Below are 21,040 nucleotides of genomic sequence, written 5' to 3' on the forward strand. Positions count from 1 at the left end.
GCTTAAACATCTCATTTTAACGAAACATTCAGTTAACTCAATTTAATTCCTGCTCCACATAAAGGAATAACAATCTTTTCAGAAGGCGAGTGATTATATTTTAAGTATCCAGCATAGTTCGCAGCAGTTGTCGGTTCTACATAAAAACCTTTCCCAGCTAGTGTGATACGTGCTTGTATAATTTCTTCTTCGGTTGTTGTGATAATTTCTCCATTCGTAGCATGAATTGCTTCTAAAATTTGAACTGATCGTGCTGGTGCTGCTATCGCAATCCCTTCCGCTATTGTACCGTTATTTTGGACTGGTTCAAACGTTTCATTATTCATAAACGCTTTTGCTAATGGAGCACAATTTTCTGCTTGAACCGCAATTAACTTCGGCATTTTCGTTATTAGCCCATTCTCTAGTAATTCCTTAAATCCATAATAGGCGCCTAACAATAAAGTACCGTTTCCAACAGGTATAATAAGGGCATCAGGTGCACATTTCATCTGTTCCCAAATTTCATAAGCATATGTTTTTGTTCCTTCATAAAAAAAGGGGTTATACACATGACTTGCATAGAATATTTTCTCTTCATTTACAGCTTTTTGCGCAGCTTTAGCTACATCTTCCCTTGTACCATTAATTGCCCGAACGTTTGCACCATGAGCTTTAACCTGCGCAATTTTTTTCGGTGATGTTCCTTCTCTGAGGAAAATATCACAAGCAATACCAGCACGTGAGGCATATGCCGCAATCGATGTTCCTGCGTTCCCACTACTATCCGCAATGACTTTCGTAACGCCTATTTCTTTTGCTTTAGCAATTAATACCGCTGCACCACGATCTTTAAAAGATAAAGTAGGCATCATATAGTCTACTTTGACTAAGGTATTCGGCTCCGAATGATCTAATATGATTAACGGAGTATAACCTTCCCCCATTGTAACTTCTTGCCAAATTGTTGAGTTATTTTTAAATGGCATAGAATCTATGTACCGCCACATTGTTGCGGGTTTTTCTTGTAACCTAGATATATCAATAGTTATCTTTTCTTTTACTAAATCTAACATTCCTCCACATTTGCACTTCCAAATATATTCTGTCACATAATATTTAGTTTCACATGAATAACATACATATTGTTCCTTAATATTCTCTCACTCCTTTTTTGTCATTATGCCAATTTTAAGATTAATAGATTAACAATGACTTAAATATATGCAATAGCTTCAATTTCTATTTTAAAACCAAAATGCAGCTCATTCGTTGGTACAACTGATCGTGCTGGTTTATGGTCTCCGAAGAATTCTTTATAGATACGGTCAACACGATCCCATAATTGTATATCTGGAATATAAAGTGTTATTCGCAAAATTTGATTCTTTTGGCTGCCTACCTCATTTAAAATATACTCAATATTTTTAAGTGCTTGCAGAGTTTCATCTTCAATTGTGCCAAATTTCTTCTGTTGTGTTATTGGGTCAATGGCAAATTGGCCAGATACGTAAACTATATCATTATGAATCGTTGCTAATGCATAGTGGCCGTTTGATTTCAAGTTCCCTACCTGAAAAATGCTCTCCAATTAGAACACTCCTTAATTTATTGAATTTGATTTTCTATTCCACTAATAACTCCCTCTGATAAATTGAAAAATGCTTAAAATTCCCCATGTGTCTTTTCAAGGAATTTAATAAATAATTCAGCAGCTTTAGTTTGAATTTGTGTGTCCCTAGTCGCATAAAAGAAGTGTTGAGTTGAATCAAATGCTTTAATGTTTAATGCGCAAAGCGTTCCTAATGCTAATTCCTTTCTAATCGCCCCTTTAGAAATATAGGAAATCCCTAAACCAACTTCCACAGACTCCTTAATAATTTGTAGGCTTCCAAATTCCATTATATCTTTAGGCTTAATACCTGTATGATGAAACATATGATCCGTTACTTCCCTGGTACCAGAGCCAGATTCACGAATCACCCATGTTTCAGTTTTTAATTCCTCTGTAGTAACTACTTTCTTAGCTCCCAAAGGATGATTGTACGGGACAATTACCACCATTTCGTCAAGGGCAAAGGGTTTGATAATTAGGTTAGGATGTTGAATTCGACCATTAATGATCCCGATATCTAAATCGCGCCGAAGGAGTTGTTCAATAATACGGTGTGTATTCTTAATCGTTATTTTTGGTTTGATATTTGGATAATTGGTTTTAAACTCATTCACAATTTTTGGAAGTGAGTATTCACCGAACGTGTAGCTTGCCCCAATCCATAATGCACCACTTGCTGTCGTATGTATATCGTGTATGAATTTGTCTACAAGTGCGTATTGCTCCATAATTTCTTTGCCATGATAGAATAAAATTTTACCTGCTTTAGTTAATCCAATATATTTGTTGCTACGCTCCAAAAGTTCTATTCCATACTTTTTTTCTAGGGATTTTATCGCCTGACTAACAGCTGATTGTGTGATGTATAATTTATCGGCAGTTTTAGAGAAACTGTGTTGTTCAGCAACAGTTAAAAAGATGTTTAGCTGATGGTCCACCTCTATCTCCCCCTTTCCATTAGAAAAACTTATAATCGCTATTAAAAAAAATCGATTTACTAACTAAGCTTAACACATTAGTATGAATATTATAAATATTAATACTAATGTAAATAGGAGGGTTTTAAAAATGGATTTAACCCGCTTTCCACGAAGAAGATATACCGAATACGCTACCCCTATTCAAAAGCTGTCTAATCTTTCAAAAGCCTTAAATGGTCCAACTATTTATGTGAAAAGAGATGATTTACTTGGATTAGCCGCTGGGGGAAATAAAACAAGAAAATTGGAGTTTCTTGTTGCCGATGCACTTGAGCAGGGGGCTGACACGTTAATTACCTGTGGGGCTGTTCAGTCAAATCATTGTCGACTTACTCTTAGTGCGGCTGTTAAAGAGCAGCTTCATTGCCACCTTGTACTTGAAGAACGAGTCCCCGAGAGCTATTCACCAGAAGCAAACGGTAATAATTTCCTATTTAAATTATTAGGTGCTGATGGGATTAGCATAGTTTCGGGCGGAACAAATATGATGGAAGCGATGGAGGAAGTTAAAAATAAATTAGCCAAGGAAGGAAGGAAAGCCTATATTATCCCGGGAGGCGGATCTAACGAGGTTGGTGCAACAGGATATGTGGCTTGTGCACAGGAGTTATTAACACAAACATTCGATATGGGGTTAAATTTAGATTATATTATTACCGCTAGTGGCAGTTCAGGAACACACGCTGGCCTTGTAACCGGATTTTATGGCACAAATACACCTACCCAAATTATCGGTATTAATGTCAGTCGAAAAAAGGACGAGCAAGAAGAACTTGTTTATCGCTTAGCACATAAAACTGCTAAGTATGTCGGTATAACAAGTGATGTCCCTAAAGAATTCATAAATTGTTTTGATCAATATGTTGGCGAAGGATATTCGCTTCCTACACCTGGAATGATCGAAGCAGTAAGATTATTTGCTCAACATGAAGGCATTTTGCTTGATCCCGTATATACAGGTAAAGTGGCTTCTGGTTTGATTGATCTGATACGAAATGGATTTTTTAAAAAGGATGATCAAGTTCTTTTTCTTCACACTGGCGGTTCACCAGCGTTATATGCATATGATTCAATTTTTTTCTCTAAAACATCATAAAGCAATCTTTTCTATTTGATAGGAACTTTTTTGGGATGATTATAACAATGAAGTAAAAAAAATTGTAAAGGAGGCTCTCTTAATGGATAAGAAAAAATCATTATTTAAAAGGCTACCTTTATGGGCTCTTATTATTATTGGATTAATCTTAGGTACCATAGTTGGTTTACTATGGCCAAGTTTTGGATCAAACCTCCAACCTATTGGGACTTTATTTATTAAAGCCATTAAAATGATTGTCATACCTCTTGTATTTTCAGCTGTTACTTTGGGGATCTACAAGATGGGCTCAAATCGTAAAGAGTTAGGGCGTCTTGGCGGACTGGCTTTTGTCTGGTTTTATATAGCTACTGGGTTTTGTATTATTTTAGGTATCACGTTAAACGCTATTTTTCATCCTGCAGCGGGAGTGGCCTTACAGGCAACGGGTCCTCTTCCGGAAAATCTCGCAACATCAATTGATTGGGTTAAATTTATCACAGAACTCATTCCCGACAATGTTCTGAATGCAATGGCCGCTCAAAAAATCATTCCAACGCTCTTTTTTGCTATTTGTTTCGGTCTATCATTATCTGCTATTGGCGATAAAGCCAAAATTGTCATTGATTTTCTAGAAGGTATTCTTAGCGCTATGTTCAAACTGACTCAAGGAGTTGTAGCAACGGCTCCGGTAGCTGTTGCAGCTATCATGGCATGGGTGTTTGCCACTCAAGGCGGCAGCGTTATTTTAGGATTGGCAAAATTAATTGGTGTGATGTATATTGGCTTGCTAGTTATTATGGTTTTATTCTGGATTATCCTTGCCTCCCTTAAGATAAATCCTTTCTCGTATACTAAAAAAGTAATGGAACCATTGCTTTTAGGTTTTACTACTACCTCTTCTGAAGTAACTTTACCTGTACACATGAATATTCTCGAGAAGTCGGGGATACCAAACAAAGTTGTTTCTTTCGTCCTTCCATTAGGTTACAGTTTCAACCTTGATGGTGCTGCTCTTTATCAGTCGCTCGCCGTTTGTTTTATAGCTGAAGCTTATGGTATGCATTTGAGCTTGCCTACTATTTTAACGATTCTTATAACAACCTTAATCGCTAACAAAGGAACAGCAAATGTACCTGCAGCTTCATTGGTAGTTTTGTCAGTAATTCTAACATCTCTTAATCTTCCATTAGAAGCAGTAGCTTTAATAACAGGAGTTGACCGATTTATGGATATGGGGCGGACGGCTGTCAATGTTTTCGGGAATACGGTTGCCGCTATATTACTTTTTAAATGGGGTGGCAAGAAACTTGCTGAAGCAGAGGATGAATCAAATGTCGTTAGTTTGTAAGTAGATTTATAGTAAGTATCGTTTCAAAGAGTTTGATAAAGTTAATACCTTACGATTTAGACAAGGAGAGCTATTTAAATGAGTAAAAAAATTGGTATTCTAGGTGGTATGGGTCCAATGGCAACAGCCGATTTATTTGCTGAAATTGTGAGAAATACTCCTGCTAAAACTGATCAAGAGCATATCCGCATTATTGTAGATAATCATCCTCAAATACCACCTAGGGTTCCAGCTATTTTGCAAGGAACTGAAAGCCCATTACCAATGTTGATTGAATCTGCGCAACTATTGGAAGCGGCTGGAGTTGATTTTATTATTATGCCTTGTAACACAGCTCATTTTTGGTTAGATCAACTACAAAAGACTGTTAAAATCCCGATCTATAGTATGATTAATTATACAGCAACATACATCCAAAGATATTATTCCTATTTTTCTGGTAAAATGATAATTCTGGCCTCCAGCGCTACTATACAAACAAATTTGTATCAAAAAGATTTTCATTCCTTAGGCATTCAATTGTGTGTGCCCAATGAACAAGATCAAGAAATTATTGATCTTACCATTAAAGAAGTGAAGGAAGGTCGCATTGAAACCAATGTTTATATTAAACAACTCAGTACTATATTAAAACGATATGAAATGGAGAAAGGGATATTAGCTTGTATTGGAGGTTGTACAGAGATCCCTCTTTTATTTCCTTATTTAAAGAATGATATCGTCAAAATAAACCCCACACGAATACTCGCTTTAATGGCTGTTGAACAGGCAAAAGGGATTAAATTAAATGAATTTAGTGGTAACATATCATAATAATTTTATCCTTTTTGCACGTAAAACCCCTGAACTTTTTACGCTCAGTAGAAAATTCAGGGCTATTTTTAATATTCCGATTTTTAAAAACGAAGAATACTCTCTTTTTTCACTGCCAGCCACGGCCTATTTTCTTCCCAGCGAACACTAACCGGAGTTTTAAAGGTTTCCGATAATATGTCATCTGTCAAAACCTCCCGCTTTGGCCCAGCTGCTATGATTCTCCCATCACGCAGGAGCAGCGCGTGTGTAATTTCTTCGACTAGCTCTTCAATATGATGAGTCACATAGATTAAATGGCAATTGTTTTTGACAATTTCCTTCATGAGAAAAAGAACTTCTTCACGAGAAAGGACATCTAGACCTGTGCATGGCTCGTCAAGTATGAGTAGCTTAGGATTGCTCATTAACGCTCTCGCTATTAATACTCGTCTTTTTTCACCTTGAGATAGAAGGCGGAAGTGCTTCCCTTTTAAATAATCGAGGCGAAGACTAGTTAATAATGACTCTGCCTTTTCCACATCTTCCACTGAAACCTCTTCATACAAACCGATCGAGGCAAACTTCCCGCTTATAACAATGTCTTCGACTGTTTCATGATTCAAGCTATTAGAAAACCGGTCCAATGAGCTGCTGACAAACCCTATTTCTCTGCGAAGCTCTGGTAAATTGGTTTTTCCAAAAACATTTCCTAGAACAGCTACTTCCCCCGCAGTCGGGAATTGATAGCCAGTTACAATATTTAGAAGAGATGTCTTCCCTGATCCATTTAAACCAAGAATGGCCCAATGCTCATCTTGCTCCATGCTCCAATGTATATTGCTTAAGATTTCCTGCCCGTTCCTGCGCCATGAAACAGCTTTGAAAGATATAATTTCCCCCACAAATATTAGCCTCTCTTTCTATTTTGAAAATTTCCAAATTATCATTTTAATTTGACAATAACACAATCCTAAATTGATTTAAACAGAAAAGAAGCTAGAACGCATTAAAGCGCTAGCTTCTAATCTAAAAAATATTTATTTACACAAGATTTACTATTTAACTTGCTTGATCAAAGGCTGCTTCATTAACTTTTGAAGCGAAAGGAGAAGGAATTTCTTCCCCTTTTGAATTAGTAAATTTAATGTGAGAGGTATCTGCCTTTTTATCAACAGACCAAGCTTTTACATTCTCTGCCCCTCTAATTTCCGCGATCTTGTCCTTTTCGATGAACACTTCTTGAACCTCTGTACCGGTGAGGTCGACTATAGCACCTTTTTGAGCAGAACTAATTACCACTCTCGTTTTCTTTAGTCCTTCACCTTTAAGAACAGCTGATTTTTTCAGCCAAATTCCCTCTGTAATTGTCGATGTCTTATCCATGATGATTAAGGCATTACCGGGCCCAATCACGAGTTTTTTAGCTTTATAGCCGACAAGATCATACACTTGATCATACTTCGGCTCTTCTTGTTTTGCTGGCTCTTTCAAAGCTGTTTGAATTAACACAGGGTCATGATCGCTCGCACGGCCATGCTCTTCCATGAAACCAGAGTTAATATGGACTATATCCACTTCAGTTAAATCAGCAAGATTATTAGATACTAAAATATGATCTAGTACTTGCGCATTTCCTTGATAGTTATATGAGTAACGCTCTTCTGCTGGAACTTTTTCAATCATGTTTGTCAATTCTTGTCCCTTTAAAGCCTTTAAAGGATTAGAGAATTCAAAATCATTAAAATCACCGAGCAAAACAATGTTGGCATTCGGGTCTTTTGCTTGAACATCCTTGACAAAATTGTTGACAATCGCTGCAATTTGCATGCGCTGAACTTCACTGTTTAGGACAGGCGGCTGCACTTTTCCAAATAGCGGAAGGTCTCCGCCTTTTGAGTTAAAGTGGTTCGCGACAACGATAACACTCTCGCCATTGAATTCAAACTGTGCCGCTAATGGCTTTCGGCTGGATTTAAACGCTGGATTATTTGGATCAATCCTTCCAGGGTTTAGTGTTAGTTTGCCCTTCTCATATCCAACCGCTTGCGTTGCTGTTCCTTTCGTACCTGGAACAAGCGATACACGTTCCTCATTATAAAGGAAGCCGACACGAATATTGCCCCCCGGCTGTCCGCCGTCCACCTTATCTTCTGGTGCAATATCTGTATACGTGTATTTTGGACCACCGAGTGCTTCGATCTTTGCAATTAATTTCGCCGCGCTTTGGCTGGCATCAGTTGTTCCGCTATCTGTAGGCCCATCATTATCCTGAACTTCTGTTAAACCGACAATATCAGGCTGCTTCAAATTTGTTACAATGGCCTCAGCTAATCTAGCAACCTTTCCATCATCGGTTTTTGTTGAAAAGTTTTCTACGTTATAAGAAGCAATGGTTAATTGATCTTCGTCAGGAATAATCGAAGTAACTTCCCTTTCATTCGCACCTTCAATAAGAGGAGGCAGTGCCGCTCTATCACTTAATATTTTATAATTGCTAAAGCCATAGCTGACAACACCTTGAATGGAGCCTTGAAAGTGATCACCCATTTTAGCAATGAATTTATTATCACCAATATCGATCGTGATTCTTTCTGGGTTAAAATCTGTTTCTGAAATGCGCAATCCACCAGCTGTTGTATTGACCGGAATATTTTCAGGAACGACAATAACTTCTCCATATTTCTGCGGCGCAACAACCTTAGGGTTGTTCACCTGTACAAGCATACCCTCTAAGCTTTCAAAAAAGTCGATGCCATCCTCTTCCGGATCAAATATAGTCAATCCGTCATTATCAATTACTTCTAGAGGCATGATGCGGTCAACCCCAATAATGACTGGTTCAGGAAGGGGCTGATTGCTTGCAGTCACAACGATTCTAGTAGCATTTATTTCCGTAACGGGCAGATCTGTTTGTAGCTTTTCAGCATATCCATCCAATACCCATTCTTTTACTTGACCACTTACTTTAACAACATCTCCCACTTTTACTCCGTGAGATTTTTTATAAACTAGAATGCCTTCAGAAGTATTTGGATCATCATCCGGCTGCAAGTCCTGCATATAAAAATTGCTTCCATCAACTACTTTTGTAACGATTCCTTCAACATCAGCTACATTTTGATCCGCAAATGGCGAAAAATGGCCAGCACCTTGAATATCATGAATACGAATAACTCCGTGCTGAATCACATAATTAAATACAGCCACTTCACTATTTTCTAAGCCTGCTTTTACAGCTAAAGCCTTTATTGTTACAGGATCATTTATTTCTATAGGCTCTGTGTAGCGTGTGCTTGATGTAGTAGGTACAGATCCATCTACAGTGAAATAGATCGCTGCTTCTTCAGTAGCAGTATGAAGCGCAACCTTTGTCCCTATTACAACGGTCCCACCACCAGGATTGGCGGTAACAGCTTGTACTTTAGTAGGTTCTGTTACCTCACCAAAGGAATAACCTGTAGGACTTTTCAATCCGGGAGCAGTAAAATAAGCTTCTAGATTACCAGTGATTTGGATTTTCTTCCCTAGATTCTCCGGGTGTTCAACAAGGTTTAATTCTGTTCTAATCCAATTATTAGGCAGCTGAACAGGCAAAATTTTCTTTACATCAGTTTCATTTGCAGAATCAGCAATTGCAATATTAGTCGCTACCGAAAATGGTCCGCTATGCTGATATTTAGGTCCATTATTCGTAATACCGACAATATACCCTTCTACCGTTGCTGTTCCGCTATTATTTGCGATAGCTTCCGCAACCGTGATCGTTTCAGCAGCTTTTGAAACATGCTCTTGAAATGGAGCAATCAGGCTGAAAATCATAGTAAAAATGAGAACAAAGCTATATGTCTTTTTCTGCAGCTTTCCAATCATTCAATCTCCCCCAAATTCTATTATTTAAGTTTATTTCTTGTATTTCCCATTACTAGTTTAAACACGCCTCTGTAACATCACAATTAAAATTATGTAAATTTTATACGAACTACCAAAAATAAGTAATTAAGACTAGCAAAAAATAGGATTAACGACTCAAAACTAATAAAATAAAATAAGAAAAGAAGGAAAAACCATCCCCTTCGAAAAGGTAAGGTCCTTCCTTCTTTTAAGAATTGTTTTTCATATTTTCTTATTGCTTTTGGAAGCGGATCTCCCCGCCGATAATCGTTTTTTCAATTTGAGTCGTTAATAGTTCATCCGCCTCTTCCATCTCAAACGGGTTTTGTGAATAGACAGTCATATCGGCAAGCTTTCCTCTCGAAATGGTCCCCTTGATCGTTTCTTCATTTGTTGGGTATGCTCCCATAACCGTGAATAATTTAAATGCTTCTTCCACTGATAATTTTTCTTTTTCATTCCAGCCATTGTGGGTTTGACCAGGAGCTTTACGAGTAATGGATGCATGAATTCCTAATAAAGGGTCAATCGGTTCGATTGGTGAATCCGATCCGCCAGCACAAATGACTTGTGAATCGATTAATGTTTTCCATGCATAGGCAAACTCTATTCTCTCCTTGCCAAGTCTTTCCTGTACCCAAGGGAAATCACCAACGATAAATCGCGGCTGTATATCTGCAATTCTGCTTGGAAGTGCAAGACGCTCAATCAATTCTTTACGGAGAACTTGAACGTGGATCAAGCGGTCGCGATACGAAACAGCTGAGAATTGATCTAATATGTCCAATACGTTTTCTAATGCCTGATCCCCTATTGTATGAACTGCGATCGGCATAGATAGATCACGTGCTTTACGAACAATTTCATATAACGTTTCCTGATCAAACATCGCCTCTCCAAAATGATCCGGGGCATCATGATAAGGCTCAGATAAAAGGGCTGTTCTTCTTCCAAACGCCCCATCGGCAAAAATTTTCACCGCGCCAATTTGTAATGTTTCATTTCCATACCCTGTATACATCCCTCTTTCCTTTAAATCATCCATAAACATATGATCAATTAAGAGATTGCAGCGTAAACCGAGGTTCTCATCATTCAATAGCTCGTCATAAATTTGATAGGTTTGATGTAAACCTCCTAAATAGACGGGGTCATTCGAATGAGCGCCAGTTAACCCCTTTTCCATAGCAAAATGTATGGCTCTTCTCATTGACTTTTTTAAATCTCCGTATGAATAGTACGGGATTTGCTCTGTAAACAACTGTGAAGCTGATTCTAAAATAAGTCCTGTCGGCTGCTTTGTTCCTTCATCCAGAACAATGGCCCCTCCTTCTGGAATAGAGACCGCAGCATGATAATTAATACCTTCCAGTGCTTGAGTATTTACTAAGGAAGCATGTCCACAAATCCTTGATATAAATAAAGGACAGTTCGGTGCGACGTGATCTAGCTCTTGGATTGTAGGGTAAGTGCCATCTGTAAATAGATTTTCATCCCATCCCCATCCAAGCAGCCATTCCCCTTTTTGCAGGGAATTTGCCTTAATCCGAATTCTCTCCAGAAATTCTCGCTTAGTCGTGACACCTGTAACATCTAAGCTAAGGAAATTTTTCGCAATCCCCGAAAGGTGCAGATGGCTATCAATAAGCCCTGGCGTTACCGCTTTTCCTTGCATATCGACAATAGAACAATCCGCTCTTCCCCAATGTAGCAACATTTGTTCCGTTGTACCCATATCAAAAAATCTTCCATTTTCGACTACCACTGCTTCGACAAAAGGCTTGATCGGATCAAACGTGTAAAATAATCCATTTTTAAAAATTTTCTTCAACACGTATTCCCCCCTTTTAAATTTTTTATAATATTATGATTATATAGTAAGAAATTTAATAAGTCCTCACTTTTAATTTAGGTAGAACGCAATGACGAACTGTGTTAATTACAACTAAAGTCTGAAAACGATTCACTATTCTAACAATTGCCCCTTGACAAACCTACTTGTCCTCGTCCATAATCACTATTAATATTAAAATCATACTTTCAATCCAGTGAAAAAAGCGATGAATAAGGCCAGTAAATGGAAAACGGCGAAAGAGAGTGGGGCTCACCGGCTGAAAGGCTCCTCCGTCCACTTGACCATTGAAACCTACCTTATGAGCAGTTAGGCAAACCTAAACGTGCTTCCGGCGTTAACGGAATAGAGATGCCTTTTTCGAGAAAAATCTTTTCTTGAAAAGGGTAATTAAGGTGGTACCACGAAAGCAAAGCCCTTTCGTCCTTTACAGGATGAAAGGGCTTTTTTTATTTTTCCCGCGTTCATATTTATCGTTAAAAAAATCCACTTTAACAATAGACATTAAATCAAGGAGGGTCTTAGCATGAAAAAAATAGCGTTTATCGGTGCAGGTTCCATGGCAGAGGCTTTAATTTCTGGAATTGTGGAAAATAAAATAATTGATAGCAAAAATATTTGGATAACGAATAAAGCAGATCAGGAGAAACTAATGGAGATGCAACGCCGATACGGAGTCCAATCAACGTATCAACTAGATGAACTTTTTCAAAATGCTGAAATCGTTTTTCTAGCAATGAAGCCAAAGGATGCAGCTGAAGCGATTTCGCGGATTAAGAACTACTTAACTAAAGATATTCTTGTCATATCTGTTTTAGCAGGGGTAGCTATTAACAGCATTGAGAAGCTAGCGGAAAAATCATTGGCTGTTGTTAGAGCCATGCCGAATACTTCTGCCGCGGTTGGAAAGTCTGCTACAGCTCTAGCAATCAATGAAAGAGTGTCGAACGAGCATATGAAGCTAGTCACTAAAATATTCGAAACAGTCGGATTAACGACAATTGTGCAGGAAGTTCAGCTTGATGCTGTGACTGGATTATCTGGAAGCGGACCGGCTTATATTTATTATTTAGCAGAAGCTATGGAAAAAAGCGCCATGGACATTGGACTTGAAAAAGAAGTTGCAAAGGAATTAATCGTGCAAACCTTACTTGGTGCAGCGGAAATGCTATCCAAATCAGCAAAAGAGCCTCAGCAGCTTCGAAAGGAAGTGACAAGCCCAGGCGGAACAACAGAGGCTGGCATTAAAATTTTGGAATCATACAGCGTGCAAAATGCGTTTATTGATTGCATTAAAGAAGCAACAGCACAGTCGAAGAGGCTTGGGAAAGCGTTTGGAGCCGAAATGAAGGTTTAATAAATATTTTAGCCGCCAATTTATTGAAGAAGTTGGCGGCATTTCCTCCGCCACTTTCTAAAAATAAGAAACCCCGAGCCAATTTTTTTTATATTTCCAATTACATTGATATACTTATTCATGAAAGAAAAAGGAGGCTCTATTTTATGGAAACTAAACTTTTTTCCCCATTTACGATAAAAAATACAACATTTAAAAACCGGATTGTCATGTCACCAATGTGTATGTATTCTTGCCACAATGAAGATGGTAAGGTTGAGAATTGGCATCGGACTCATTATACAAGTCGTGCCGTTGGACAGACTGGGCTAATCATCATCGAAGCAACTGCTGTAACACCTCAAGGACGCATTTCTCCAAATGATTTAGGTATCTGGAGCGATGAACATATTGAAGGCTTACAGGAGCTAACTTCATTAATGAAGGAACATGGTGCAGCGACTGGCATCCAGCTTGCCCATGCCGGAAGAAAGGCCGTACTTGAAGGAGAGATTCTTGCGCCTTCTGCTATTGCTTTCGATGAGAAAATGAAAACGCCAAAGGAAATGTCTGTTGAAGATATTCAAGAAACGATCGAAGCATTTAAACAAGGAGCTGTCCGAGCAAAAAAAGCTGGCTTTGATGTGATTGAAATTCACGGTGCACATGGCTATTTAATTAACGAGTTCCTCTCTCCTTTAACAAATAAGCGAACAGACCAATATGGAGGCTCAGCAGAAAATCGCTACCGCTTCTTGCGTGAAATCATTGAAGCCATTCAATCCGTTTGGGAAGGACCGCTTTTCGTGCGCATATCGGCGAATGATTATCATGAGGAAGGCTTGAAAATTGAAGATTATGTGAATATGGCACGTTGGATGAAGGAACAGGGCGTAGACCTCATCGATTGCAGCTCAGGCGCTGTCGTTCCTGCAAGAATTCACCCTTACCCAGGCTATCAAGTGCAATTTGCTGAACAAATTAAAAAAGAGGCTGACATTTCTACAGGTGCAGTTGGCTTGATCACCTCCCCGCTGCACGCTGAGGAAATACTGCAAAATCATCGAGCTGATTTAATCTTGATCGGACGTGAACTTTTGCGGGATCCGTATTGGCCAAGAACAGCAGCGAAAGAACTTGGTGTGAAAATTGACTCGCCGAAACAATACGAGCGTGGCTGGATGTAAGTCGCCGATATATCTGGAAAGATAAAAAACAGGATGGGGTTCCCATCCTGTTTTTTATCTATTCCATATTAAATCAATCCCAATGAATCCAAAAATACAGCAATGATGACCAACGGGACAATATATCTCATCAAGAAGTACCAAACTGTAAAAATACTATTCAAACTTTTAGATCCTTGAATGAGTTCACTTTTCAATAAATCCTTTTTCATTCGATAGGAAACGAAAATGGAAATTAACAGTGCTCCAGTTGGCATAAGAATATTACTCACAAGGAAATCCGCACTGTCGAAAATGCTTTTCCCGAAAAGTGTAAAATTAGAAAGTGTACTATACGAAAGGGCTGACGGGATCCCAACTAAGAAAATTGCGGCTCCCATAATCCAAGACATTGCACTTCTGCCTTTTCCTTTTTTACTTGTGATCGCTGCTACAACAATTTCAAGCATCGAAAAGGCTGATGTTAACGTTGCAAATAAAAATAATGCAAGGAAAAGCAGTAAAAACCAATCGCCAAAAATAATGTTGTCAAAAACAGAAGGCAAAACGATAAATAATAGCCCAGGTCCCGCAGTTGGCTCAAATCCTAGCGAAAACACTGCTGGAAATATTGCTAATCCAGCAAGAAGAGAAATAAATAGATTCATTAAAACTACGGATAAGGCTGGCTGAAGCAAGTTTTCCTTTTTGGATAAGTATGAGCTGTATGTAACCATGACTGATACCCCAACACTTAATGAGAAAAACGATTGCCCCATTGCATAAAGAACACTCTCTGACGTTAAACTTGAAAAATCAGGCTTTAAAAAGAAGCTTACTCCATCCATTGCATGATTCAATGTTAGAGAACGGAAAATTAAGATGATAAATAATATAAACAGAGCAGGCATCATGATTTTACTTATTTTCTCAATACCCGCTTGCACACCTCTCGCAACGACAAGGATTGTAATGATTAGAAAGATTCCTTGTGCAATTACAACTTGAACTGGATTAGATACAGTAGCATCATACAGTGCTTTGTAATCAACGCTCCCAGACGCGCCAACTAAATCCTTCACATTATAATACAAATACTGAATGATCCAGCCGCCGATCACACTATAAAAAGATAGTAACAGAAAACAAGTAAATACGCCTAAATAGCCTATCCAATGCCATTTTGACCCCGGTGCAATTGCTTTATATGCGGAAATTGCCTCTTTTCCAGTACTGCGCCCAATGACAAATTCACCTAAAAGGAGCGGAAAACCGATTAACAGGGAAAATAATAAAAATAATAAAATAAATGCACCGCCACCGCTCACCCCTGTTACGTACGGTAGCTTCCATATCGCCCCGAGCCCTATCGCCGAGCCAGCAGAAGCTAAAATAAATCCTATTTTCGAAGACCACTGTTCCTCTTGCTGCATAATGCTTCCTCCTAAAATCCATTTATGTTTATAAATAAGTGCTAACAATCAAATGCTGCTACTAAGAAAAGAAAATTCAGAGTATTAATTCCAAACATTTTCCTAGAAAACAAAAAAGCCACAGCTTCTAAAAAGGGACGTGAATATTTCACGCGGTACCACCCTTTTTGAAAGCATGTGACTTTCCACTCGACATGTTAACGGAATGACCGTTTTACTGCCAATTAAGACAGTAAAAAAAGCTCCAAGCTGAAATTCATCTTATTTTTGTGTTAGTTTTCACCAGCCACTAACTCTCTATAACAGGGAAATAAGACTTAATAGATTCTCTTCATTGCTATATATATAGTATTTAGATATAAGTGAGATTATAGTATGCTCATTTATAGAAGTCAACAAAAATTTTGATTATTTTTCAAGCGGGATATGTACTTCTTTAAAGTCCTCTGCTATTTCGGTATGAGGAAAAATTTTTTTGGATTCTTGAACGAGTTCAATCCAATCATTCCGATCATACCTCGAACTAATATGAGTTAAGCATAATTTTTTGACATTAGCTTGTTTAGCAATCTCCGCTGCTTGTAAAGTTGTAGAATGAAAATATTCAAAAGCAAGATTTTCTTCACCAGCTGAAAAGGTAGCTTCATGAACGAGAAGATCGGCTCCCGTTGCCAATTCGAAGGCAGCTTCACATTTCCGTGTATCTCCAAGTATTGTCACTACTCTGCCTTTTTGTGCTTTTCCTAAAAATTCATTCGGCTCAATGACCCGGCCATCATCCAGCTTAACTGTTTCACCATTTTTAATTTTTCTATAAATGGGCCCTGGCTTAATGCCCGCTTCCTGCAATTTATCTGCAAGGAGTGTGCCTGGTCGATCTTTTTCTATTACCCTATAGCCATAAGATGGAATGCCATGTTCAAGAAGGCGTGCTTCGACAATAAACTCCTCATCTTCAAAAATAGTCCCCTCTTTAATCTCGACAATTTTTAATGGGTATTTTAAATATGTTTGGCTAACCGTTAAAGAAATCTCTACATATTCCTTGATGCCCTTTGGGCCATATAAAATCACTTCAGATTCGCCGCCTTGAAAGGAACGGCTTGATAATAAACCCGGAAGCCCGTAAATATGATCCCCATGAAGATGGGTAATAAAAATTTTTTCGATCCGTCGAGGTTTAATCGAAGTATGTAAAATTTGATGCTGGGTCGCTTCTCCGCAATCGAACAGCCAGATAGCTCCTCTTTCCTCGAGAAGCTTTAATGCGATTGAAGTCACATTCCTTAACTTCGCTGGCATTCCAGCACCCGTACCTAAGAAAAAAATATCCATAAAAATTCTCCTTTATTGCAGTCGGTGTAGTAATAAACAAAATATCGTCTGCTTTCGATAGTCAAAGCCAATTCTTACCTATGACAGCTAAGCCAATTACTCCAAATTGCAATTTCCCCATTTTCTTATACTCTTCTAGCATTTATTCCAAATCTTTATCTTTATCTGGTTTTAAATCGATAGTGAAATCACGAAGAAAGTCTTTATTAAAACTTGTTTCCGTTCCGATGTTTTCCTGTTGTTTCTTTATTTCAGTCATTTCCCCGGCTCTCTCAATAATTTGTGAGCCATATTTTTCACGCAGCTTTTCCATTGTCTTATAGAGAGGCTCCTTCTTTGCTTCCTTTTCAAAGCTAAAAAGATCAAGCTGTTTAACCGCTTCATGCTGCTCCACTAAATCGGTTCCTGTAATACCGAGCAGACGAATGGCATCCCCATTCCAATGCTTTAGAAACAGCTGGCTTGCCTCAGTGGAAATTTCCTCGCCATTCTGGATCGGGTTCGGGAGCTTTTTGCTTCTCGTAATGGTTTTGCGATCTTTATAACGGATGGTAATGCTAAGGGATGACGCAAGAACTTTTTTCCTTTTGAGCCTAACCGAAACAGTGCCCGCAAGCTTTTCAAGTACCCGAAGCAGATCATGCTGATTGGAATAATCACGGGGCAAAGTAGTTGAATTTCCAATGCTTTTAAATTCAGCTGCTGCATCAGGGTCGACAGGTCGTCTATCTATGCCATTCGCTCTTTCCTTCAAACGAAGACCGTTTATGCCAAGTTTCGTTTTAAGCTGCAGTTCATTCGCTTTCGCTAAATTACCAATTGTTTGAATCTCCAAGCTCCTTAGCTTTTCCCCTGTTTTCTTGCCAACTCCATGCATAGCTTCAACATCTAAGGGCCAAAGAATAGTTGGCACATCTCTTTTTCGGAGGACGGTTATGCCCATTGGTTTTTTCATATCTGAGGCAGTTTTAGCCAAAAATTTATTCGGAGCAACTCCAATACTGCAAGGCAAATCGAGCTGCTGCATAATTTGTTTTTGAATGGTTTCAGCAATTTCAAGTGGCGACCCATGCTCATAGCTTTCGGTAATATCAACATACCCTTCATCAATCGAAACTGGTTCAACTAGAGAAGAATATTCATTTAAAATCTCAAACATACCTATTGAAGCGGCCCGGTATCTCTCAAAATTCGGCTTTCTAACAATAAGCTGTGGACAAAGCTTCTTTGCTTCCCATAATGGCATCGTCGTTTTTATCCCAAAGCTTCGCGCTTCATAGCTGCATGTGACAATGATCCCTCTCCGCTCCTCTGGATTTCCGGCAATTGCTAGCGGCTTTCCTTTCAGCGACGGATCAAATGCCATTTCAACAGATGCATAAAAGCTATTCATATCAACATGTAAGATGACTCGGCCATTTTTTGGATACATTTGCTTCATGCCGACACTTCCCTGACTGTATTATGCTACTATTTTAACAAAATGAAAGGTATACTTCATCTAATTGATAAAATAAGGCTTTTAGGATGTATCGTTGCTTTAAGCCTTCGAAGCTTGCCCGTTGATTTCCGTTGTGGGCACGCAGCAATCGCAGGGATCAAGTGCCCTCCGCTCCAATCAACTCAGATAGTTAAATAAAAACAGAGGATGTCTCCATCCCCTGCTTCTGTTCTATGTATTAACTTCCGCTGCCATAAAATCTTGAATTTGCTTAATTCCATCTAAAGATTGGACCATTTTCAATGGGTCAATTAATGTAATAATGCGTGAATCTAAATTGGCAACTCCAGTAAAATAAGATGTTTTTCCGTAAGCGATAAGTCCCAGCTGTTTAATCTTTTCGGGGGGAATATCAATAATTTCCTTTGCATCCTTTACAATGACACCGAGTGAAAGCTCGTTCGTATGAATAACAATAATCTTCGTCAATTCATTAATATTTGAAGGGCGCTGATAAAGAACCCTTTCAAAATCAATAACCGGAATAAGCTCTCCTCTAACTTTAAAAATCCCATTCATGTAGTCTGGTAAGTGTGGAATCGGTGTAATGCCTTCCACTTTCTCAATTGAAATGACAAATCGAATGGGAATTGCATATTCTTCATTTCCAACTTGAAATACGACTACTTTACTCGTTTCTACCAATGCAATCCTCCTCTAGTACTAGTTTTTCCTATTTATATATTACTAAAGGAAAGAAGATTTTTGAACATTTATTATGGATAGGTCATCATATATTTTTTAAATATGACCGCACGACAAAATGAATAGCATTTTGGAGGAGTCAAGTCCCCTCCCCTCCAATCAACTCAGATAGTTAAATAAAAATCAAATGAAATACAACAAACTTTACGAAAAAAGCCTTAATTATTTATCGCATTAAGATTAAATTTTTTTAAGAGCTTTCCAAATAAGAGCCTTTCTTCCTCAGACCAGCTTTCGATAATTTCTGATACACGCTCTAGTCTAGCCTGTTTATATTGCAAAAGTTCTTTTTTCCCTAAATCAGTAATTTGCAGAAAATAAGCCCTTCCATCGGCCGGATCGGGAACTCTATTTACATACTCTTTCTTTTCCAATGATGCCGTTTGTCTGCTGACGGTGGAAATATCTAGCTGGAATTCTTCAGCTAACAATTTTACTCCCGCTGATCCGTTATAGTTATTAATTTGATGCAATAATAAATAAGCTGATCGATCAAGATTTCCGAAATTCTTATGAGAAGAAATTGATGTCGTCCGGCGAATAAGAATTGCCAATTCCAGTTCTATCGTTTCCAATGCTTGTTCATCCATTTTTACTACCTCTCAATATTGTTATCATCTATATCTATCATATCATAACCGTGATTCATTTCTAAAAACGAGAACACCAGGACCGTTGACAGAATGAAAAATAGTTGTATAATACAATTATGTAGTTTCATAATACAACTACTTTACTTTACATTCAAGTGAATTAAAAGCTTGCCTTTATACAAACATAAATATAAGGAGTGATGTGTGAATGTCATCAACAACACAAGCAAATCCTGCTGAAGCAGGGGAAAAAGCAAGTCTACTTAAACAGCCAAAAGCCGTTTGGGCTGTTTTCTTTGCGGGTATTATCGCCTTTATGGGCATCGGTCTCGTTGATCCGATTTTGCCGGCAATTGCCAAGAACTTAAATGCCACTCCCAGTGAGGTGTCGCTGCTATTTACAAGCTATAATGCAGTTATGGCTTTAGCGATGCTTATTACAGGGATGATTTCGTCCAGACTTGGCATAAAGTGGACTTTGCTTGTTGGAATTGTCATTATTGCCGTGTTTTCTGCACTTGGAGGATTTTCGAATGGAATATGGACGCTAGTCGCTCTGCGTGGCGGATGGGGCTTAGGGAATGCGCTCTTTGTTGCAACAGCATTAGCCGCTATCGTTTCACTCTCAAAAAGTGGGACAGCAAATGCCATCATATTATATGAAGCAGCCATTGGGTTAGGTATTTCAGTAGGACCGCTACTCGGCGGCTGGCTCGGGGGCATGTCATGGAGAGGGCCATTCCTTGGTGTTGCTGTATTGATGGTCATTGCTTTTATCGGACTTATCACTTTAATGCCCAATCCGAAAACGACGGTTAAGCGTCCAAAAACCTCTTTGTCGGATCCATTTCGCGCCTTAAAACAACATAGATCCCTATTTGTCTTTGGTATTACTGCAGCCCTTTATAACTTTGGTTTTTTTACGCTTCTTGCTTTCGCTCCGTTCGTCATGGGTCTAGATGCACACGGACTCGGAATTGTCTTTCTAGGCTGGGGAATACTACTTGCTTTCACTTCTGTTTTTATGGCACCTAAGCTTCAAAAGCGTTTTGGAACAGTTAAATCTATGTGTGTAATGCTAATTTTATTTGCTCTTGTCTTATTCATTATGGGGATATGGACATCTACACAATGGGTTATCATTGCGGCAGTTATTTTTGCTGGGGCATTGTTAGGGAATAACAACACATTGATAACAACAGCTGTTATGAACTCTGCACCGATTGAACGCTCGACGGCATCAGCAGCCTATAGCTTCCTGCGATTTATTGGCGGTGCAATTGCTCCTTTCCTAGCCGGAAAATTAGCTGAATGGTTTAATCCACATATCCCGTTTATCGTGGGGGCAGCATTTGTTCTTATCTCTGTTCTATTTATTTGGGCTAATAATAAACACGTCAGCCATGTCGATTTAATTGAATCAGGGCACTAAT

Annotated in this window: 17 protein-coding genes and 1 other annotated feature; of the genes, 6 read left to right on the forward strand and 11 right to left on the reverse strand. The window is 38.6% G+C overall.

The features are described 5' to 3' along the window. Positions 1 to 32 precede the first annotated feature (32 nt). The 3 genes from F7731_RS02330 to F7731_RS02340 all read right to left on the reverse strand — a co-directional run bounded on the left by F7731_RS02330 (position 33) and on the right by F7731_RS02340 (position 2,532). Complete coding sequence (locus tag F7731_RS02330) at positions 33 to 1,136, reverse strand: threonine synthase (protein WP_343032849.1); 1,104 nt, start codon at positions 1,134 to 1,136, stop codon at positions 33 to 35. 59 nt (positions 1,137 to 1,195) lie between these two features. Then, positions 1,196 to 1,570 (reverse strand): RidA family protein, encoded by a 375-nt coding sequence (locus F7731_RS02335; RefSeq protein WP_151533160.1) that lies wholly within the window; start codon positions 1,568 to 1,570, stop codon positions 1,196 to 1,198. Between the two features lie 74 nt (positions 1,571 to 1,644). Then, positions 1,645 to 2,532, reverse strand: coding sequence for a LysR family transcriptional regulator (locus F7731_RS02340; RefSeq protein ID WP_151533161.1), 888 nt, complete (start codon positions 2,530 to 2,532; stop codon positions 1,645 to 1,647). 130 nt (positions 2,533 to 2,662) lie between these two features. Between F7731_RS02340 and cuyA the strand changes: the two genes are divergently transcribed. The 3 genes from cuyA to cuyB all read left to right on the forward strand — a co-directional run bounded on the left by cuyA (position 2,663) and on the right by cuyB (position 5,813). Continuing rightward, positions 2,663 to 3,670, forward strand: a complete 1,008-nt coding sequence (cuyA, locus tag F7731_RS02345; protein ID WP_151533162.1) for a D-cysteate sulfo-lyase — start codon at positions 2,663 to 2,665, stop codon at positions 3,668 to 3,670. Between the two features lie 82 nt (positions 3,671 to 3,752). After that, positions 3,753 to 5,000, forward strand: coding sequence for a dicarboxylate/amino acid:cation symporter (locus F7731_RS02350; protein WP_151533163.1), 1,248 nt, complete (start codon positions 3,753 to 3,755; stop codon positions 4,998 to 5,000). Positions 5,001 to 5,078: 78 nt separating this feature from the next. Then, a complete protein-coding gene (gene cuyB, locus F7731_RS02355) occupies positions 5,079 to 5,813 on the forward strand; it encodes a cysteate racemase (RefSeq protein WP_151533164.1) in 735 nt (244 codons plus the stop codon). A gap of 83 nt (positions 5,814 to 5,896) precedes the next feature. Here the strand turns inward: cuyB and F7731_RS02360 are convergent, their stop codons facing one another. From F7731_RS02360 to F7731_RS02370, 3 genes are all read right to left on the reverse strand, one after another. Further along, the gene (locus F7731_RS02360) at positions 5,897 to 6,697 is read right to left on the reverse strand and encodes an ABC transporter ATP-binding protein (protein ID WP_151533165.1); all 801 of its coding nucleotides are present in this window, start codon (positions 6,695 to 6,697) and stop codon (positions 5,897 to 5,899) included. A gap of 157 nt (positions 6,698 to 6,854) precedes the next feature. Further along, positions 6,855 to 9,665 (reverse strand): DUF6359 domain-containing protein, encoded by a 2,811-nt coding sequence (locus tag F7731_RS02365; RefSeq protein ID WP_151533166.1) that lies wholly within the window; start codon positions 9,663 to 9,665, stop codon positions 6,855 to 6,857. 253 nt (positions 9,666 to 9,918) lie between these two features. After that, entirely contained in the window at positions 9,919 to 11,520 is a 1,602-nt protein-coding gene (locus tag F7731_RS02370) for an amidohydrolase (RefSeq protein ID WP_425481973.1), read from the reverse strand. A gap of 544 nt (positions 11,521 to 12,064) precedes the next feature. Here F7731_RS02370 and proC point away from each other — a divergent pair. Continuing rightward, positions 12,065 to 12,895 (forward strand): pyrroline-5-carboxylate reductase, encoded by an 831-nt coding sequence (gene proC, locus F7731_RS02375; RefSeq protein WP_151533168.1) that lies wholly within the window; start codon positions 12,065 to 12,067, stop codon positions 12,893 to 12,895. Between the two features lie 146 nt (positions 12,896 to 13,041). Next, entirely contained in the window at positions 13,042 to 14,061 is a 1,020-nt protein-coding gene (namA, locus tag F7731_RS02380) for an NADPH dehydrogenase NamA (RefSeq protein ID WP_151533169.1), read from the forward strand. 68 nt (positions 14,062 to 14,129) lie between these two features. Here namA and F7731_RS02385 read toward each other — a convergent pair whose 3' ends face one another. The 5 genes from F7731_RS02385 to F7731_RS02405 form a co-directional block, all read right to left on the reverse strand. Beyond that, positions 14,130 to 15,473, reverse strand: a complete 1,344-nt coding sequence (locus F7731_RS02385; protein WP_151533170.1) for a sodium-dependent transporter — start codon at positions 15,471 to 15,473, stop codon at positions 14,130 to 14,132. Positions 15,474 to 15,603: 130 nt separating this feature from the next. Further along, positions 15,604 to 15,817: a binding site (T-box leader), on the reverse strand. A 64-nt stretch (positions 15,818 to 15,881) separates the two neighbouring features. Further along, positions 15,882 to 16,808 (reverse strand): ribonuclease Z, encoded by a 927-nt coding sequence (gene rnz, locus F7731_RS02390; protein ID WP_151533171.1) that lies wholly within the window; start codon positions 16,806 to 16,808, stop codon positions 15,882 to 15,884. Between the two features lie 142 nt (positions 16,809 to 16,950). After that, a complete protein-coding gene (locus F7731_RS02395; protein ID WP_151533172.1) occupies positions 16,951 to 18,249 on the reverse strand; it encodes a DNA polymerase IV in 1,299 nt (432 codons plus the stop codon). A gap of 231 nt (positions 18,250 to 18,480) precedes the next feature. Next, a complete protein-coding gene (locus F7731_RS02400) occupies positions 18,481 to 18,954 on the reverse strand; it encodes a chemotaxis protein CheW (protein ID WP_151533173.1) in 474 nt (157 codons plus the stop codon). A 218-nt stretch (positions 18,955 to 19,172) separates the two neighbouring features. Beyond that, entirely contained in the window at positions 19,173 to 19,604 is a 432-nt protein-coding gene (locus F7731_RS02405; RefSeq protein ID WP_151533174.1) for a MarR family transcriptional regulator, read from the reverse strand. A gap of 211 nt (positions 19,605 to 19,815) precedes the next feature. Between F7731_RS02405 and F7731_RS02410 the strand changes: the two genes are divergently transcribed. Then, the gene (locus F7731_RS02410) at positions 19,816 to 21,039 is read left to right on the forward strand and encodes an MFS transporter (protein WP_151533175.1); all 1,224 of its coding nucleotides are present in this window, start codon (positions 19,816 to 19,818) and stop codon (positions 21,037 to 21,039) included. Position 21,040: the final 1 nt, after the last annotated feature.

The sequence above is a fragment of the Cytobacillus depressus genome, from assembly GCF_008923245.1.
GTDB lineage: Bacteria > Bacillota > Bacilli > Bacillales > Cytobacillaceae > Cytobacillus > Cytobacillus depressus.

What these genes read in the sequence shown, in the direction of transcription:
- cuyA (WP_151533162.1), top strand. Translation starts at nt 2,663, where the DNA reads ATGGATTTAACCCGCTTTCCACGAAGAAGATATACCGAATACGCTACC.
- F7731_RS02350 (WP_151533163.1), top strand. Translation starts at nt 3,753, where the DNA reads ATGGATAAGAAAAAATCATTATTTAAAAGGCTACCTTTATGGGCTCTT.
- cuyB (WP_151533164.1), top strand. Translation starts at nt 5,079, where the DNA reads ATGAGTAAAAAAATTGGTATTCTAGGTGGTATGGGTCCAATGGCAACA.
- F7731_RS02365 (WP_151533166.1), bottom strand. Translation starts at nt 9,665, where the DNA reads ATGATTGGAAAGCTGCAGAAAAAGACATATAGCTTTGTTCTCATTTTT.
- proC (WP_151533168.1), top strand. Translation starts at nt 12,065, where the DNA reads ATGAAAAAAATAGCGTTTATCGGTGCAGGTTCCATGGCAGAGGCTTTA.
- namA (WP_151533169.1), top strand. Translation starts at nt 13,042, where the DNA reads ATGGAAACTAAACTTTTTTCCCCATTTACGATAAAAAATACAACATTT.
- F7731_RS02385 (WP_151533170.1), bottom strand. Translation starts at nt 15,473, where the DNA reads ATGCAGCAAGAGGAACAGTGGTCTTCGAAAATAGGATTTATTTTAGCT.
- rnz (WP_151533171.1), bottom strand. Translation starts at nt 16,808, where the DNA reads ATGGATATTTTTTTCTTAGGTACGGGTGCTGGAATGCCAGCGAAGTTA.
- F7731_RS02395 (WP_151533172.1), bottom strand. Translation starts at nt 18,249, where the DNA reads ATGAAGCAAATGTATCCAAAAAATGGCCGAGTCATCTTACATGTTGAT.
- F7731_RS02405 (WP_151533174.1), bottom strand. Translation starts at nt 19,604, where the DNA reads ATGGATGAACAAGCATTGGAAACGATAGAACTGGAATTGGCAATTCTT.
- F7731_RS02410 (WP_151533175.1), top strand. Translation starts at nt 19,816, where the DNA reads ATGTCATCAACAACACAAGCAAATCCTGCTGAAGCAGGGGAAAAAGCA.